Here is a 21,199-nt window from a genome sequence, read left to right as displayed (position 1 = left end):
GGCGACGGCGACGGGTTCGGCGATCACATTCACGGCGGGCGTGAGCAACATGATTGTCAATTCGGTGATCGCAGACAATGGAGCAGGCAACTCGGTGATGCTGGTGAAGTCCGGGGCCGGGGTGCTGAACCTGACGGCGAACAACATCTACACAGGCGGGACGGTGATCAACCAGGGCACCCTGAACCTGGTGGGAACCGGCACCGTCCTGCCGAACGGCGGAGTGACGCTGAACGGGGCCACGCTGGTGGTGAACACGGCGGCCAACCAGATCTCGACCAGCAATGTGGTGACCTTGAACGGAAGCTCCACGCTGACTTTCAACACGGGCACGGCGACCAACACGCTGGACAGCCTGGTGTTTAACAACAACGGCGGAACCTCGGCTCCGACGGTGACGATTCTGACGGGCGGAACCCTGGCGCTGACGAACTCGGCGCCGATCACCGTGACGAGCAGCAACGCCTTCACCCTGCCGGTGATCAGCGGCGGCTTCCTGGCGCTCAGCAATGGCACGAACACGATCAGCGTGGGGGCGATCCAGTCCGCGGGGCAGGTTTACACGACCATCAACCCGGCATTGAACATCAGCTCTATCATCACCGGGACGGGCTCGATCAACAAAACTGGCAACGGGGTGCTGCAGCTGAGCGGGCAGAACACCTTTACGGGTGGTGTGAATGTGGCGGCGGGCGGGCTGATGTTCGGCGCGAGCTCGACGACGGGCGCGATGCTTGCTTCCGGGCCGGCAGGCACGGGGGCGCTGAGCATGGCGGACGGCACGTGGATCGTGGCCACGGGCACACAGACCGTGTTTAACAACACCACGTTTGCGGGCAATCCAAATTTCTACAATGCGACCAACGCCGCGGCCACGCTCACGATGAGCGGAATGATCACGCTGCCGAACGGGGCGGTGACGATCGGGGTGAACCACCCGCTGCTGACGGTGAACCTGGGCACCCTGACCAACGCGGCCACGATCACCTCGATCACGAAGAACGGGCTGGGGGCGCTGAACGTCGGGCTGGATGGATTCACGGGTTCGCTCACATTCAATGACAGCGGCACCTTTGGCCTGCTGATGGACGGAGATGGCACGGGCTCGACACAGACACTGGCGACCGGGGCCGTGACTTTTGCCGGATTCCCCGTGATCACGGTGGGACGCGCAGGGACCTCGACACCGTTTATTCTGGCGGCGAACAAGGTGATCGCTCCGACGAGCATCACGGGGTCGCTTGCGGATGGTGTGACGGTGAACAACCTCAACGGGTATGGGCTGAAGGTGAGCGACAACATCACGCTGAACAGCGGAGCGACATTCACGGTGAACAACGCAAGCACCTCGAACGCCGTGCAGGGACTGGAGCTCGCCGGTGTGCTGACGGGCAGCGCAGGGCTGACGAAAGCCGGGTCGGGGGTGATGGTGCTGAGCAACAACAACGCGGCGACACTGACGGGCACGATCACCATCAGTGCAGGGGCGCTCTCCGTGAGCGCGGACAATAATCTGGGCAACGCGGCCAACGCGGTGACGCTGAACGGAACGACGGCCTCGCTGCGCGTGACCGGGACATTCGCCACCGGAGGCCGGGCGATCAACTTTAACAACGGGACGGCGACCAACAACATCGTGGAAGTGACGGCGGGGAACATCTTCACCATCACGGGGACGAACACGATCACCAACGCGACGGGGTTTGTGAAGGCGGACAACGGCACGCTGCTGATCAGCGGCAGCCAGAATTTTGCCGGAACGGTCACGATCAACGCCGGGGCGGTGCGGATTTCCGATGCGAACGCGCTGGGAACCACGGCGGGCGCGACGACGGTGGCGAACGCGGTGGGTGCGGCGCTGCAACTGAGCGGAGCGGGCGTGACCTATGCGGCCGAAACGCTGACGATCAACAACACGGGGATCAACTCGGCCGGTGCGCTGGAAAACGTTTCCGGGAACAACACGTTTGCGGGAGCGATCACGATGGCGACTGCTTCGACGATTGGTTCTGATTCAGGCACGCTGACTTTGAGCGGGGGGATCAGCGGAGCGTTTGGTCTGACGCTGGCAGGTGCGGGCAACGTCTCCCTGACGGGGACGGCGCTGGCTGCAAATGTGACGGCGCTTACAAAAACGGGATCCGGGACGGCGATCATTGGAGTGAGCGACATCGCGTATGTGGGAACCCTCAGCGTCAGCAACGGCACGCTGCTGCTGAACAGCAACGGCGTTCTAGGAGGTACGGGAGCCGTGACAGTGAGCCCTGGCGGCACGCTGACGCTGGACAACAGCGGCACGCTGGTGGCGAACCGCCTGGCGGGACGCGCGGTGACGCTGACGGGAGGCAATCTGAACCTGATCGGCAACTCTGCGGCGACGACGGAAACGGTGGGCGGCCTGACCTTGGGCGCCGGCGCCTCGATTGTAACGGTGACGGCGGGAGCGGGCGGCGCGAACCTGGTGTTTGGCGTGCCGGCGACGAACTTGAGCGGCGCGCAGAACGCGGTGTCCGTGGGGGCGACCGTGCTGTTCCGCGGCACGAGCCTGGGAAGTGCGGCCGGGGCGAACGTGGCCACGATCAAATCCGGGACGACTGGGTTTGCTTTCAACGGGCAGGCGGGCGGGGCGGGCAGCGCGAACAAAGGCATTCTGGCCTGGGCGCTGGTGGACACGACCACGACGGGGCTGGGGACTTCCTTTGCCACGGCTGACTCCGCAACGGGCATTCTGCGGGCGCTGAACACGAGCACCGAAATGACCACGAACACGCTGACGGCGAACAACAACATCCTGCTCAATGCGAGCCCCGCGGCGACGAACACGGTGTCGGTCAACTCGCTGACGTTTGCGGCGAACTCGGGGATCACCATCAACGGACCGGTGAACCAGGTGGTGCAGAACCTGCAGGTTCAGAGCGGGGGCATCCTGGTGCAGAACGGGGTGACGGCCAGCATCAGCGGGGGGCTGCTGCAGGCGCTGCCGAACCTTTCACCGATGATCATCCAGACAGTGGGCAACAGCACTCTGACGATCAGCAGCACGTTGTTTGGGGGCAACAGCCAGCTCAACGGCAACATTGGCTTTGTGAAGAGCGGTGACGGCACGCTCATTTTGAGCAGCCCGAGCTCGGTGCTGGGCGCCGGATTCAGCGCCAACCTTTACACCAGCCAGCTTGTGATCAACCAGGGCACGCTGAAGCTGAACGGGGGCACCAACACCATCTCCTACAACAACTTCCTGCAGATCGGTCCTGGAGGGACGCTGGATCTGAATGGCAACACACAGTCCGTTTACGGCCTGTTCACCACGGGAACCGTCAACGGAGATCCCACGGGAGCGATCACGGCGGGGGGGACGATCACCACCAGCACGGGGTCCGCGAACCTGATCACCAATTCTGATACGAACCGCAACTGGGCGGGCACGATCACCGGCAATGTCAACTTTGCCAGAAGCGGCCAGGGCACGACCACGATCTACACGCCGCAGACGTACACGGGCGTCACACTGATCAATGGCGGTGCGGTCACGCTGCGTGACACAGGCTCACTGAGCGGCACGACGGCGATCGACATCAACTATGCGACGCTTACGGCGGACAGCGCCACGAGCTCCTTTAATTCGAACGACCGCCTGAACGACGCCGCGACGATCACGCTGCGCGGTGGTACCTTGACGATCCAGGGCCGGGCGCAGACTGCGACGACCGAGACGATCGGGAATGTGGTTGTGGCCCAGGGATTTGCGGTGATCAATCCGCTGGTGGGCGGCACGGGGGTCAACTCCGTGGACCTGTTTGCGGGAGATCTCTCGCGCACGGCGGGGTCTGGAGCGACATTGATCGTGCAGGGGACGAACACCGGTACCATCGGCAACAATTCACGGATGTTTGTGACGAGCATCGGTGGAGTTTCGACCAGCACACTGGGTGCGGGCCTGACCAACAACATCGTGGGTGGCTGGGCGGAAAACGGGAACGATTTCCTGACCTACACCCCGGGGATGGGCTTTGCGGCGCTGGGGCAGGCGGGTGCGGCGGCCTATGACCTGATCAACCTGGTGCCCACGGGAGACAACTCCACGAAGAACGTGCGGCTGACCTCCACCACGACCATCGCGGCGGGCGGGGCGAATGTGAACGCCCTGAGCATGACCGGCACAAACATCGCGCTGAACTTCACCAACGCGACGGATGTGCTGAACCTGACGAGCGGTGGTCTGATCGGCCCGAACAACAACCAGTCCATCGGGGCGACTCTGGACAGCGGCCGGCTGACGGCAGGCGGCCTGACGCCGACGGCGAACTCCGACCTGTACATTTTCAACCGCACCAACACCCTCACGCTTAATTCCCGGATCATCGACAATCCGAACGGCGGCACTTCCTCTGTGAGGCTGGTGCTGACGGCGAGCGGCGGCGCCATCACGATGCTGAACGGCAACAACAGCTACACAGGCGGCACGATGCTCAACGGCGGCACGCTGAACTTGAACGCGACGGTGGCAGGCACGGTGGTGCTGCCCGGGGGCGGGCTGACCATCAACGGCGGCACGGTGACGATGAACAACGTGGCGGGCCAGATCGACAGCAGCACCGTGGTGACGCTGAACGGTGCCTCGGCGCTGAACCTGCTGGGCAACAACACGCTGGCGGGGCTGGTGTTTAACAACATCGGGGGCGCGAGCAGTCCCACGGTCAATTCGGGGGCGAATTCGCTGCTGTTCCCGAACAGCAATGTGCTTACGATCGGCGCGGGCGGAATCGTGGCGACCTCGTCCAACATTGGAACGACGAACACGCTGGCGGGCCGGGTGGACTTTGGCTCCAGTGGCAACACGGTGAACGTGGGGCTGATCATGTTTAACGGGCAGAACATCGCGCCGTTGCAGGCGGGTCTGATTCTGCAGGGTGTGGTGGGCAGCAGCGGCGGGTTTACGAAGACGGGAGCGGGAGTGCTGGGACTGCTGGCACCGCAGATCTACACTGGAGCCACGCTGGTGAGCCAGGGCACCCTGATGCTCAGCATCGGGCAGGCGGGATCGCGCTTTTCGGATTACACATTGAATGCAGGCACGAGCCTGAACCTGAACGCGTTCAGCACCACGCTGGGCTCCCTGGCGGGCGCAGGCAAGGTGTTCAATCCTGGGGTTGTTCCTGGCAACAATATTGGCAATGCCGATGTGCAGGCCGCGACACTGACGGTGGGGTTCAACAACAATTCGACGGTGTTCTCCGGTCAGTTCGACCGATATAACGACGCGCTGGCGCCATCGGTGAACCTGACAAAGATCGGCAACGGGACGCTGACGCTCACCGGCACCCCGGATGCGACGTATGCCTCCACCGGGACTCTGACGGTGGCAGGCGGCACGGTGGCCTACAGCGGCAATGGCACGGGAGCGTTCCTGACGAATGTGGTGCAGCGGAACGGTACGCTACTGCTCGACAACTCGGGCACCAATGTCAACAACCGGCTGGGCGGCAACACAACGGGCCCGCTGGTCACCTTCACCGCGAACGGTGGCGGACTGACCATCGTGGGCAATGCGGCTGCGGGCACCACTGAAACGATTGGCACGTTCAATCTCGCCTCGGGGCTCAGCGTGGTGACGTTGTCGCCTTCATCGACGCAAAGCCTGGTGCTCAATGTGGGGTCCATGTCCGCACTGACCAGCGGGGCGTCGCTGATTCTGCGCGGGACGAACATTGGGGGCACGATCGGTGCTGGAACGGCAAATTTTGTGGCGGTGAACACGGTGCCGACGCAGATCGGCGCCGCGGGAGCCGTGGGCAGCACGACGATGTCCATCCGGCCGGACATCCTGATTGATTCCTCGCTGAACGGCAGCGGCACGAGCTTTGCCACCTACATCGGAGCGGGCGGAGCGGCCAACGTGGCGGGGGGCAACGGCTTCCGTGCACTGGCGGCGAACGAGTATGTGAACTTCCTCAGCGCCAGCGGCACGACGAACAATGTGTCGCTCGCGCCATTGGGGGTGGTGGGAACTTCGGTGATCTCAGGCGTGACGAATACGATCAACAGCCTGACACTGGGCGCAGGCACGGGGGTGAATGAGAAGGGACCGCTGGGCATTTCGTCCGTTCTGACGGTCACGAGCGGCGGTGTGCTGGCTCTCGCTGGCAACACCGGCCTGAATGGCGGCCAGATGGCGGCGGGGTCGAACCCGTGGAACATCTGGGCGATGGGAGACCTGTATGCGAACACCGACTTCACCGGCAGCGGCGGCCTGGTGAAAAACGGCGCGGGGAACCTGACGCTGGCGCGGCGGCAGTTGTTCACCGGAACGGTGACGGTGAACCAGGGGACGCTGACGCTGGCAGGCGGGAACAACACGCTGTTCCTGAACGCGATCGGCAACAGCCCGCAGTCTCTGAGTGTGAACAACGGAACGCTGGACCTCAACGGCAACAACCAGGTGGTGAACGCACTCGCCAGCAACAACGCCAACGCGGGGCTGGGCGGCACGGTGCGCAACAATGGTGCGATGAGCACCTTGGTGAGCGTGGGCGGCGGCACCTTTGCGGGCAACATCACGGGCAACATCAACTTCGTCCGCAGCGGCAACAACGCGACGGTGCTGACGAACGTAAGCGATTATTCGGGAACGACAGTGGTGCGCGGTGGCACCCTGACGCTGAAGGACGCCGCGAAGCTGACGAACACCAGCGCGCTGGACGTGAACTTCGGCAGCTTCATCTGGGACGGCACGGGCCTGAACCCGCTGAACGACCTGACGCCGCTGCGCATCGCTGCGACGGTGCCCGTGACGCTGCGCGGCGGCAACTTCCAGGTCAACGGCGCCGGTTCGGTGGACACCAACGTCACCATCAACAGCATGAACGCCGTTCTGGGCGGGAACAGCATCACCGTGCAGCCGATTCCGAACGCCGGTTCCACCGTCACCCTGACGATTGGCAACCTGCAGTATGGCGCAGGCACCTCCATCAACTTCAATGGTTTTGTGGGCACCAATCCGCTGGGGACGGTCGGCAACAACGTCAACACAATGGGCCAGATCAACATGAGCAACTACGGGCAGGTGGTGCTGCAGAACGTGAACGGCTCGGCCTTCAGCAGCGCGAACCTGGTGAACAAGCTCATCGGCGGCTGGGCGGTGGTCAGCGGCGACACCTTTGCGACGTATGTGGACGGGCAGGGCGTGGCCCAGATGGGGACGACGCCGAACGCCGCGGGATTTGACGGCACCGACATCACGGCGGGGACGGCCACGCAGAACATCAACGACGGCACGGCGGCGAGGACGATCGCGGCATCGAGGACGGTGAACTCGCTGCGCATGGCTGGCGGCGCGGCGCAGACCTTCACGCTGGGCGCGCTGGGAACGGCCGCAACGCTGAGCTTCAATGTGGGTGTGATCACCAACGCGAACTTTGCGATGACATTCACCGCGGCTGACCTGAATTCATCAATCGCTGGCACGGGCTCCGACCTGTATTTCTTCATCAACCAGAACACAACCACGCTGAACACGCCGATCACGGGCAATGCGAACCTGATCACGCGCGGCAACATCACGCTGGTGCCTTCCGCGACTTACTCCGCGGCGGGCGCTTCCGGTGTGACTCTCCTGACGGCCGCCAACACGAGCGGCCTCGTGGTGGGACAAGCCGTGACGGGCACGGGCATCCAGGCGGGTACGGTGATCTCCAGCATCGTGGCGAACACGAGCGTCACGCTGTCCAAGGCCACGACTGCGGCGGTGACGGCCGTGCAGATCGGCAAATCGAACAGCTACACGGGCACCACGTATGTGGATGGCGGCACGATGACGCTTGCCGGTGGTCTGAACGTGATCGCGATTCCGGGGGACCTTGTGATCAACAATGCGACAGTGACGATGAGCGGCAACGGCGGGCAGATCGCCGCGAGCTCAAACATCACGCTCAATGGCGGGTCGAACCTCACGTATGTGGGCAGCAACACGGTGAGCGGCAACATCACGTTCAACAACAGCGGTGGCACGGGCAACGCGACCTTCACGGTGGGCAACGGTGTGCTGACGCTGGGCGGGAACATTTCCTCGAACAATGATTCCTACACGACCTTCCCGGTCATCGCGGCGACGGCGCCCGGGCGCATTGATCTGAACGGCGCGGCGCGGACTGTGACCACGACGGGCAGCGCTCCGCTGGCGCTCATCATTTCGGCGCCGCTGCAGGGTACTGGAGCGAGCGGACTGATCAAGCTGGGCAGCAGCGGCCTGCGGCTGGATTCCGCCGGCAACTCCTATTCCGGCGTGACCACGCTGAGCGAGGGCACGATTTTCCTGGGGGCTGCGAATGTAATCCCGGATGCCTCGACCTTCACGATGGCGGCGGGGACCACGCTGGACATGAATGGAGTCTCGGAAGCGCTCAGCCAGCTTGCCGGCGCAGGCACGATCACCAACAACTCCGGAACCGGAGGGACGCTGACGTTTGGCCTGAACAATGCGAACACGAGCTTCGCCGGCCAGTTCATGGCCTACAGCGACACGACGCTGGCGACCCTGAACCTGACGAAGGTGGGCTCCGGATCTTTTGCTTTCACGGGCAGCGGCACCTCCACCGGCACGTTTACCATCAACGGCGGCGTGGTGACCTATTCTGGAAATGCGCAGACGGCGTTTGGCACCTACGCGATCAACAACACGGGAACGCTGGTTCTCGACAACTCCGGCACGGCGGTGAACAACCGCCTGGGCGGTCTGCTCAAGAACCTGTCCCTGACGGGCGGTGAGCTCAAGATCATTGGCGCGGCGAGCGGCACTTATGAGTCTGTGGGCACGCTGAACAACGGCTCTGGCGCGGAGACGCTGACTCTGACGCCGGGCAGCGGCTCGACGGTGCTGAATCTCACGTCCACACCGGCACTGGGGGGCGGCACGAGCTGGCTGATGCGTGGCGACAATCTGGGCTCGGCCCCTGGAGCGGGAGTGGCGAACATCTTCAGCTCGACTCCGACCACGGTGATGAGCGGCAGCGGGGCGGTGATGGGACGGGCGAACGTGAGCCTGCGCATCGACACGATTGGCGACACCTCCTCCACTGGGACTGGACAGGGCTTTGTGACCTATACGCCGGGAGTCGGCTACCGGCTGCTGACCGCGAACGAGACGCTCGGAACGATCACGGGGATGAACGCGACTGGTGTGAACATTGGCAGCAGCGCGGGGCAGACCTTCACCACAAACACGGTCAACACGGTTTCGCTCTTCAGCGGGGGCGGAATGACGGGCTATAACACCGGCAGTATTCTGACGCTGGGGGGCATCGCCCTGCTGGCGAAGACTGGCAATACAGGCTTCAGCGGCGGCCAGATCTCCAGCGGCGGCTCGACATTCTGGCTGCATGCGCTGGGGGATGTGGCGGTGTCGAGCTATCTGATCAACACGGCCAACGGGTTTACCAAAGACGGAACGGGCAATGTGACGTTCTCGACCGGGCTCTTCACCGTGGGCACCGTGACGGTGAACGCGGGTACGCTGACCCTGAACGCCGGGGCGGACAACACCCTGGTGGTGAACCCGACGGCCACGGCTGTCGGAACGCAGCAGATCACCCTGAACAGCGGCACGGTGGACCTCAATGGCCGGAACCAGGCGATCGCGGCGCTGGCCAGCACGAACATCATGCCTGGCACGGGCGGTACGATCACCAGTTCCACGGCGGCGATGCTGACCTCGACAGGCGGGGGCAACTTTGGCGGGGTCATCGGCGGGGCGCTGTCCTTCACCCGGTCTGGCAACAACACCTCGCTGCTGACGACGGCGCAGACCTACACGGGGGCGACGATCATCCGCGGGGGCACGCTGCAACTGCGTGACCAAGGCTCGATCCTGACCAGCTCCGGCATCACCAGCTATTTCGGCGCGCTGAACATCGACAACAGCAACTACACCAACTTTAACTCCACTGACCGCGTGGCGGACGGCAATGCGATCTCCCTGATGGGCGGGACCCTGACACTGACGGGTGCTCCGGGCCTTGCTTCGACTGAATCGGTGGGGACGGTCACCATTCAGCAGGGGGCGAGCACGATCGCCTCCACCGTGGGAAGCACCGGCACGGCGGTGCTCACGCTGGCCAACCTGATCCGCAACGCGGGCTCCACGGTGAACTTCACCGGAACGAATCCAGGAGTGGCGGCTGCCGGCAACAGCCAGATCATCATCACCTCCGCGCCGACGCTGACCAACAGCCTCATCGGCGGCTGGGCGGTGGTGAACGGCGTGGACTTCGCGAGCTACATCACTCCTGGTGGTGGTGCCGGCGGCGTGGGCGCGCTGGGAGCGACGGGCTATGCGGCGTATTCCGCCAATGCGCTGACCGCGGGCACCAGCACGGACAACATCACCGTCGCGGCGAACGTCTCGGGCGTGACGACAAGGACGATCAACTCGCTGCGAGTGAGCGCGGTGGCGACCATCACGGAGACGGCTGCCAACGTGCTGACGATCGGCAGCGGCGGCGTGCTTCTCAACGGTGCGGCAAGCGTCATCACCGGTGGTGACATCACCTCCGGAATTTCGGAACTGTTTGTCTATACCAACAACACCGCGACGATCAGCAGCCGTATCACGGGAAGCGGAGTGGCGCTGGTGAAATCCGGCACCAGCACGCTGACGCTGGCGGGAACAGTGGCCAACACCTACACCGGCGGGACGGTGGTGGACCAGGGCACGCTGACTCTGGGCGGAGCGGCAGGCATTGCTCAGGTGCCGGGAGACCTGACGATCAACAACGCCACGGTGACCATGGCGACGAATGCGGGGCAGATTGCCAGCGCGGGCAACATCACGATCAACGGCGGCGGTGCTCTTAGCTACATTGGCAACAACACACTCACCGGCACCATCACCTTCAACAACAGCGGCGGCACGGCGGCCCCGACCATCAGCGCGACGGGCAACGCTGTCAGTTCGACGACGGTTTTGGGAAGCAACGTCGTCACCGTTGCTGTGACCGGGCTTGCCGTTGGCATGCAGGTCACCGGGCTGGGAATCCCCTCCGGCACCACGATCACAGCCGTGGGCGCCAGCACCGTGACGCTTTCCAACAATGCGGTTGTATCGGGCACCAACACGCTCAATTACGGTGCGCTGACGCTGGGGGCCGGCAACAGCATTACCTCCGTGAATGACAACCTCAGCTTCACACCGACCATCTCTGGCGGCGTTGATCTGGCCGGGGGCTCCCGCACCATCACGACCTCAGGATTGTCGCCGAATGATCTTGTCTTCTCCGGCATCGTCCAGAACGGCTCCCTGGTGAAGGCTGGCAGCGGGTCACTTTCCTTCAGCGGTGGTCTCAACACCTTCTCCGGCGGCATCACGCTGGGCGCGGGCTCTCTGATCGCTGGTGCGAGTGACACTTTGTCCTCAGGCATTGTGATGGGCGGCGCGTTTGGCCTTGGCACCGTGAGCCTCACGGCCGACGGAGTGAAACTGATCGGCACCAACACGACGGTTTACAATCCGATCACGGTTTCCAACGCCAGCAACACGCTGATCTTCGGCGGTGTTTCCTCGAACAGCCTGGCGCTGAACGGGCTGGTGACCTTTGGCGGCGGCACGAAGACGATCACGGTGGAAAGTCCGGCGGTGGTGGGCACGCTGGGCGCGGCCTACACCGGCTCGTTTGCCTTCACCAAGAACGGCGCCGGCATTCTGGCGCTCTCGAACATTGGCAACAACTACTCCGGCATCACGACGGTGAGCAACGGAACGCTGCGTGCCGGTGGAACCAACGGCCTCTCCCGCAACTCCCAGATCAATCTGGCGACGGCGGGAACGCTCGATATCAGCGGTGCGAACGTGAACGTCGGTTCGGTCACGGGAACGGGCCTGGTGACCAACAATTCTGGCACGGGAGCAACGCTCAGCGCCGGTTTTGACGGGTCGAACTTCACATTCTCGGGGATCTTCGGCTCCGCCAATCAGGTGAGCACCTCCTTCAACCTGAACAAGATCGGCGGCGGCACCATGACGATCGACAGCGCGGCCGGAGCGGGCTCGATCAGCATCGGCACGATGACCGTCTCCCAAGGGGGGCTGACACTGAGCGGTGCGGCGGGAAGCACGAAGTTTGGAACCTACACGATCCTGACGGGCGGCACGCTGACGCTGGACAACAGCACGGCCAATCTGAACAACCGCCTGGGCGGCACTGACTTCAATGTGGGTGTGCTGAGCCGGACGCTGAATGTGAGCGGCGGCCGTTTGAACATCATCGGCAGCTCCAGCTCCGCGACGACGGAGAGCATCAACACGGGCACGGTGGGTACGCTGCAGGCGGCCAACGGTTACAGCATCATCACGCTGACACCGGGAGCAGGGCAGTCGCTCAGCCTCACGGCGGGCACCTTTGGCAACATCACCGGGGGCGCGACGATGCTGATCCGGGGCACGGGCCTGGGCAGCACGCCGGGAGCCAATGTGGCGAACCTGTTTGTGAACGCTATTGGCAACAGCTTTGGCGGGGGCACGGGAGACGGCTCCAACACGATCAGCATCCGCGCGGATGTGCTGGTGGACACCAGCGTGAGCGGACTGGGCCAGAGCTTTGCGACGTACTCGGCGGCGGGAGGCTTCCGGGCGCTGACGGCGGCGGAAATGGCGCCGGGCCTGTTCCGTGCGGTGAGCACGACCTCCAACGTTGCGATGAACAGCGTGCAGAAGTTTGGCACGCTGACGGTGAACAGCCTGACCCTGAACTCCGGCGCGGGGCTGACAGGAATCAACAATGCGGCGGTGCTCAACATCGGCAGCGGCGCGGTGCTGGTGTTTGACGCGACGGCGGGCTTCAACGGAGGCATCGTGCAGGCGGGCGGCAACCAGTTGATCGTGCACCAGATGGACACCGGCCATGTGCTGAATTTCAACAGCTACATCATGGGCAGCAACGGCTTCATCAAGAGCGGAGCCGGGACGATGAGCCTCAACAAGCAGCAGTTCTACCTCGGGGGCAGCCAGACGACGATCAATGACGGCACGCTGATCCTGAACAGCGGCGTGGACAACACGCTGACGGTGCTGCCGACGGCAACCACACCGACTCTTCTCTCTGTGCGGGTGAACGGCGGCACGCTGGACCTCAACGGCAAAAACCAGGCGGTGGGCCGCATCGACAGCGTTTCCTCGCTGGCAGGCTCCGCGGGAACGGTGACCAACAGCAGCGGAACCACGGCGACACTCACCGCCACGTATGATGCCAGCACCACCTTTGCAGGGGTGATCTCGGGGAACCTGAACTTCACCCGCGGGGGCAACAACACGACCACGTTTACCAGCACAAGCACCTACACGGGAGCGACCACGGTGCGCAACGGCACGCTGGTGCTGAGGGACATGGGCCGTCTGTCCAGCACGAGCGGAGTGACGGTCAACTTCGGTGGTCTGACGCTGGATGACACCGGGCTTTACACCTCGGCGGATCTTGCCGGGCAGCGAGTGACGGCGGCGATCTCGCTGCAGGGCTCAACGCTGACCTACCTGGGGGCGCAGAGCAGCGCGACGGTGGGAGCGGTCACCCTGCAGTCGGGGGCCAGCACCCTCACGGTGACGCCTGCGAGCAACTCGGTGGCGGTGTCCACCCTGACGCTGGGCAGTCTGGTGCGCAATGCGGGCGCCACGCTGAACTTCACCGGCTCCAACCCCGGCCTGGGCGGAACGAACAACAGCCAGATCATCATCACCTCCGCACCGACGCTGACCAACAGCATTATCGGCGGCTGGGCGGTGGTGAACGGAACGGACTTCGCGAGCTACATCACGCCGAGCTCCGGAGCCGGCGGCGTGGGCGCGCTGGGAACGCTGGGTTATGCGTTGTATTCCGCCAATGCGCTGACGGCGGGAACCAGCACGGACAACATCACCGTGGCGGCGAGCGTGTCCGGGGTCACCTCCCGCACGATCAACTCGCTGCGCATCAGCGCAGTCTCCACCGTCACGCTGACGGGGGCGCTGACAATAAGCAGCGGCGGTCTGCTGCTGAACGGAGCTGCCAGCGTGATCACCGGCAGCACGATCACCGCGGGAGCGGGCAACGAATTGTTTGCCTACACCAACAACACGGCCACGATCACCAGCCAGATCATCGGCGCCAGCACGGCGCTGGTGAAGTCAGGATCCAGCACCCTGACGCTGAACTCCGGTACGGCCAACACCTACGGTGGCGGCACGATTGTGGACCAGGGCACGCTTTCCCTCGGTGGTGCGGCCAGTGTGGCGCAGATTCCCGGAAACCTGACGATCAACAATGCCACGGTGACGATGGTGACCAACGCTGGGCAGATCGCGGCGGCCTCGAATGTGACGATCAATGGCGGCGGCACCCTGACACTGGTGGGGACGAACACGCTGGCGAGCCTCACCTTCAACAACAGCGGCGGCCAGGCGACGCCGACGGTGGCGGCGGGCACCCTCCTGACCCTGTCCGCGGCGAACGCGATCACCTCGGTCAACGATGCGTATGCTTTCACCCCCACGATTTCCGGGACCGCGCTGGCGCTGAGCAATGCGGCGCCGGTGATCAATGTTTCGGGCGCGTCCGTTGACGGGCTGATCATCTCCGCGCCGATCACGAGCGCGGGAGGCGCCATCACCAAGTCCGGCAGCGGCGCGCTGGTGCTGACCGGGGCAAACACCTTCACCAACGGTATCAATCTCACCGCGGGCTCGATTGTCATCGGCAACGCCGCCGCGCTGGGCACAGGCACGCTGACGATCACCGACGGGGCGAAGATTCTTGCCGGCGGGGGAGCGTTTACGATCACCAACGCGATCACGGCGAACACCAAGCTCATCTTTGGCGTGACGGCGCAGAACCTGACGCTCAACGGAGTGGTGACCTTTGCCGCTGGGACTGTGACTCCGACGATCACGGTGGAAAATCCGCTCCAGGGGAACACGGCCGTGGCGGCGACGATCAGTCAGGCGTTTGCCGGAACATCGCTTACGGGATTTGTGAAGGACGGCCCGGGCGTGCTGGTGATCAATGCGAGCACCAATGCAAAGCTGACTGGCAGCATCACCGTGAATGACGGAGCGCTGACGGTGGGGGCGCAGTATGCGCTGGGTGGCTCCCTCTACACCGCCGGACCGACGGTCACGCTCAATGGCGGCGCCTACAACAACGGCACCACCAATGTGTTTGTGCAGAACACCGTGACGATGAATGCGGACGGCGTCCTGGGCGCCACGGCGGCGAACACGGCGATCGGCGCGGTGACGATGAACAGCGGGGCGACCACGCTGGGAGTGCAGGGCGGCAACACGAACACGGTGTTTGGCGGCCTGACGGTGAACGGCTCGTCTGCAACGACAATCTTCACCGCCAACCAGTTGAATGTGCTGGGGGCCTTCAGCGGCACGACGACGTCGATCACCAAGACGGGCACGGCGACCCTGCTGCTGGGCGGCAGCTCCTCCTACACGGGGGCGATCACCGTTGATCAGGGCACCCTGGAGGCGCGCATTGGCACCGGGGCGCTCACGACGGGAGCGGTGGTGGTGAATCCTGGCGCGGTGCTGCGGGTGATCAACCCGGGCAACCTGGCCAGCGCGTCCTCGGTGACGGTGAAGACTGACATCAACGGCCTGGGGATTCTGGGAGTGGGCTACCGCGGAGCGGTGCCGACGGCGACGTTCTCCTCCACCAACGCGAATGCGGACGGGACGGTGGCGATCGATGTGGGCGGCTACAGCACGGCCCTGAGCCAGGCGGGAACGAAGCTCTACCTGGGTTCGAGCTTGAGCGGCACCTACACGGCGGCGACGCTGACGGCGGGCAGCGGCGGCATCTACCGCCTGGGCACGGGCGGCGGCACGCTGAACATCAACAGCGCGGTGCTGACCGGCAGCAATGCGGTGGTGATCGGCGCGGTGACGGGAACGCCGGGAGCGAACCTGATCGGCAACGGCGGCACGGTGGTGCTGAACACGGCGAACAGCTATACTGGTGGCACCACCATCAATGGCAACGCGGTGGTGCAACTGGGTGATGCCGGAGCGCTGGGCACGGGAACGATCACCTTCAATTCCGGCACGCTGCAGCCGAACCAGACGGGCCTGGGAACGACCTCGAACTCCATGCTGCTGACTCCATTCACGGTGACGAACAACATCAATTTTGCGTCTGGCGGAGTGCTGACGGCGCTGGCGGGACCGGGGAACACGGCGGGTGCGTTTGCGGCTGATGCCTTCATCGGCGCCGGACCTCTGGGCCAGACGGACCTGGTTCTGAGCGGAGCGGTGGATCTGAACGGCTCCACCTACAACTACCGCGCGTTGAGCATCGCTGGCACGGACCGCATCGTGACGATGAGCGGCCAGATCACGGGCAGCGCGATGCTGGTGAAGACGGGCGTGGGCATCCTCAAGCTGACCAACTCGGGCAACACCTACAGCGGTGGCACGGCGGTCAGCCAGGGCACGCTGGCGCTGAGCAGCAGCACGGGAGGCGGACTTGCCGCCGGGCTGATCAGCATGAACACCGGAACGCTGGCGAACTGGGACAAGAGCCAGACCCTGAGCAACAACATCCAGTTCATTCAGAGCAGCACGATCGACGTGGGTGCGGGCGTGGTGCTGACGGCGGCAGGCGTGCTGAGCAGCGACTTCACCTACGCGGGTGCGCAGACCGGGTTTACCAAGACGGGCATCGGCACGCTGGTGCTGACCGGCACCAACACCTACCTGGGAACGACCACGCTCACCGCGGGCATTCTGAGCATCAGCAGCGACGCCAATCTCGGCTCTGCCGGCAATGCGACGGTGCTTCCGGGCGGCATCGTGTTCAACGGCGGCTTCCTGCGTGTGACCGACGATGTGACCACGAACCGGGTGATCACGATGACTGCCGCGGGCAGCATCAGTGTGAAGAGCGGCAAGACGTTTACGATCAACGGGCTGACTGCCAACAGCACCGGTCTGCTCACGTTCAACGGTGGCGGCACGGCCATTCTGAACGGCAACATCAATGGCGCGAACGCCAACGACAACATGGCGATCAGCAACGGGGCGACGGTGATGACACAGTCCACCCTCGGCACGCCATTTGGTGACACGGTGGTGACCATCAACGGCGGCACCCTGCGCGTGAACACCAACGGGCCGGGAGCCACGTTTACGATTCCGACGCTGAACTTCAACGGCGCTGCCTACCTGCGTCTGGACGCCCAGATGGGCAACGATATCCAGGTGACGGCGACGACGCTGGCGCGCCAAAATGCAGGCACGCTGGTGCTGATGCCTGGCGACGGCGCCGTGCTGGGGAACACGGCGGGATCTGACATCCGGGTGTTTGGCACCACGATTCTGGGCCAGTCCACGACGACGGTGGCGGGGCTGCAGGCGCTCAACAACATCAACGCGGGATCGAGCGCGGGGATCGTTGCGGCGAGCATTCTGACGGTCACGTCTCCCACGGACCGGACGGCGGACTTTGTGAATTATGATCCGGTGCTGGGCTTCATCAATGCGACCCCGGCATCGCTTCTGACGAACACGTTTGCCGGGGCCACCAGCGCCAGCGTGGTGAACATCACCACCGCGACGAGCATCACGGGAGTGGCGAATGTGTTTGCGGTGAAAACGACCTCCGACATCACAGGGGGAACGCTGAGCATCCGCGCGCTGAACACGACGGACATGGGCGGCCTGCTGATCAACGGTGTGGGCCTGGCGGCGCCGACGATCAGTTCGAACCTGATCTTCAATCCGTTTGGCACGACCGGCGGAGCGAGCGCGGGCGAAGGGCTGATCTACGTCAGCGGCGGCTACGCGGGCGGAGTGAATGCGGCGACGATCACCGGCAACATCACGGCGAAGAACTTGACGGTGTATGGTGCCGGGGACCTGGTGCTCGCCGGCGTGAACAACATCCTGGGGAACATCACGGTGAACGAGGGCTTCCTGAGCATCACCAATGCGAATTCGCTGCCGAGCATGACGGGCGGGCTGGTGCTTAATGACATCGGCAACCTGGATGTGAGCGGGACGCGCGTCACAGCGGCGAGCCTGGCGGGATCCGGCGGCATCGTTGGGAACACCTCGACGACCTCTAACGGCGTGCTGCAGATCATCGGCATCACCAGCACGACGTTCTCCGGGAACATCACGGACGGGCTGGCCGGGGGCACGATGACGACCGCGCTGGTCAAGGGCGGCACAAGCACGCTGACGATCGGCAACATCACCGCGAACAACACCTACGCCGGGCAGAACAGCTTCACGGGCGGGGTGCTGATCAACCGCGGTCAGCTTACGGTGCAGGATCCGTTCGGTCTGGGCGGTGCGGACACGGTCTCCGGCGGGACCAACTACACCACGCCGGGTCTGGTGACGGTGAACGGAGGCATCCTTGCCCTGGCCAGCAACGGCGGCGGCCCCAACGGCACCATCATCTTTGGCAATCCGAACACGCTGGGCCTTGATGTGGCGATCTCGGGCTTTGCGACGATCGACGTGAACCGTGTGAGCGCCAACACCGGCAACCAGATTCAAATCGGCACGCTTTCGGTGGCGAACAGCACGCTGACGCTGACCGGCGGCAACAGCTACTCTCTGAAAGTGGCGGGCACGACGACGCTGGGCGGTGCCTATGCGAACTTCAACACGACCACGGGCACCACGCAGTTCCTGGAACTGGCGGGCCTGATCACGGGTGGTGCCGCGCTGAACAAGTTTGGCGGCGGCGGGACGACGTATGGCACCCTGCGCATCTCCGGCACCGGCAACAACTACAGCGGCGGCACCAACATTGAGGCGGGCACGCTGCAGGTGACGGCCACCACCGGCACGCCGCTGGGCACCGGCCCGGTCAGCGTGCTGCCGGGCGCGTTCCTGCGCATCGCCGGCAACGGCAGCCTTGGGGGAGTCTCGGTGCTGAACCTCAACAGCCAGATCAACAGCCTGTCAGCGCTGGTGCTGGACACCGACTACAACCCGGGGACGGGGCTGAACTCGATCATCAAGCTCAACGGTGGGTATGGAGCGGTGCTGCAGCTTGCGGTGCCCACGTTCACCACGGCGCTGGACATGTCCCAGATCGGTGACGGCCGGTTCTTCCTGGGCGGCTATCTCAACGGTGTGACGGTGGAGTACATGGCGCCAACGCTCGGTGTGGGCCTGGACAACACGTACCGCCTGGGTGCAAACAACGGCAGCACGCTGGCTTTCAGCGGAGCGGACAATGTGCTGACGGGCACGGCGCGGGTGATCATCGGTTCGCAGCTTGCCAACTTCAACACCACGACGAACGGCACCGGCACCGTTTCCATCCGGAACTCCAACAACTACACCGGCGGCACGACGATCAACAAGTCCTCGACTTTGTCGATCGAAGTCGGAGGCCTGGGCGGGACACCGCTGGGCAGCGGTGACGTGGAGGTGTATGGCACCATCCAGGTGGTGGCGCCCACGAACGGCATCAGCAGCTCGTCTTCCTTCTACAACGCGATCGCCGACGCGAACAACAACACCATCATTCTGCGTCCCGGCGGCGCGATCATCATCAATGACCAGGCCGGGCTGGAAGCCGGTGCGCAGGGCCGCTGGAAAGACACGGTGGGCCAGGATCTGAATGGGGGCACATTCCGCTTCAACGGCGCGGCGAGCGTCCAGTCGTATGAGAAGGTGGGAGTGCTGACGGCGAACAAAGGCTCGACCGTGCAGGTGGTGCGCGCCACAGGGGCGGGTTCGGCAACGTTCGAGGCAGCGGATCTCACACGCGGCACCGGTGGCACGCTGAGCCTGGTGCACACGGCGGGCACGCTGGGGGTTCCGACGACAACCCCCACCTCGTATGAGCGTTTCGTTCTGACCAACGGAACCACCTCCATTGGCGCACTGGGAGGCACCACCAGCAACGGGGCAGGCGTGGTCAACGGCGGCATGGTGTTGCCGTGGATCGTGGACGCGACGGAAAACAGCTTCGTGGGCTACGACCCGACGAACATTGGCTCCGGCTTCCAGGCGCTGCTGAGCACCGGCACGGCGGGGGCAGGGCAGATCGAGTACAACAAGCGCATGACGGGCACGGGCACGTTTACGACGGGGCTGAGCGGAAGCGACATCGTGGATGTGAGCGGTGGCGCGCAAACGCTGGGCGACAACCCCACGATGTACGCGCTGCGCACCAACCAGAACATCACCGGCACAGCCTCGAACAACACGATGACGATCAACAGCGGGGGCCTGCTCTTCAACAACACCACTGGCACGGTGGTGGTCAGCGTGCTGCAGACGCAGTCGGCCACGGTGAGCCCGATCAGCCTGACGATGAACCTGGTCTTCCCGGGTGAGGCGGTGATCTTTACGGCATCGGGCGGCACGGCGCAGATCAATGCGCAGATCAGCAGCACGGGTCTGACGAAGTTCGGGGCGGGTGCGCTGACCCTGACGGGCAGCAACAACATCAACGGAACGATCACCCTGAACCAGGGCACGCTGAACCTGATCAATCCGATTTCGAACTCGGGCAGCAGCATCAACTCCGTGACGAACGGCCAGGACCTCATCATCAACGGCGGCACGCTGGTTATTGACAGCCTGATTGCCAATGACGCAGGACGTGACTCCCAGATCGCGAGCGGCTCACGCTTCACGGGAAGCATTGGCAGCGACGTCACAGTCAATGGTGACGCCACGATCACCAACAACAACCAGGGCATCATGCAGCGGATCGGTGCGCTGACGTTTGCGGATCTCGGAGCGGGCTCGCCGGTCTACCTGAACTTCTCGCAGAACGGCATCACCGTGACGGGCACGACGACACTGGGCGCCAACAGCAACGCGATCGGCACGAGCTTCGGGTCGGCGAACCAGGTGATTTTGGAAGGCCAGGTGGTCGGGGGCGGCAGCGGCAAGCTCATCAAGTATGGCAACGGCGGCCTGATGTTTGCGAACGGCAACAACTCCTTTGGCTCGGTGGGGCAGATCGGACTGGAAGTCTGGGCCTCAACGCAGAACACGGCCACCAGCCTCATTGCGAGCACGACCCTGACGGGGACGCCGTTTGGCCTGGGAGACATCAATCTTCTGCCCGGCACGCTCATCCGCCTGGCGGACGCGAGCAACATTTCCGGCCAGAGTGTCACTGCGAACAGCGATGCGATGGGTTTCTCCGGAGTGTCGTTCGGATACAACAGCAACGGCGCGCCTCTGACGCAGGCG

General features: G+C 64.0%; 1 protein-coding gene (running past both ends of the window). It reads left to right on the top strand.

Every position in this 21,199-nt window falls within one protein-coding gene, locus ACILSQ_RS17805, for an autotransporter-associated beta strand repeat-containing protein, read on the top strand. The gene is 42,375 nt long; 7,916 of those nucleotides lie to the left of the window and 13,260 to its right, leaving coding positions 7,917-29,115 in view — codons 2,639 (partial) to 9,705 (complete); the first codon wholly inside the window starts at position 2. Both codon boundaries (start and stop) fall beyond the window edges.

It is taken from the genome of Prosthecobacter sp., assembly GCF_044227185.1.
GTDB lineage: Bacteria > Verrucomicrobiota > Verrucomicrobiia > Verrucomicrobiales > Verrucomicrobiaceae > Prosthecobacter.
This window is presented reverse-complemented; position numbering and strand designations above follow the sequence as displayed.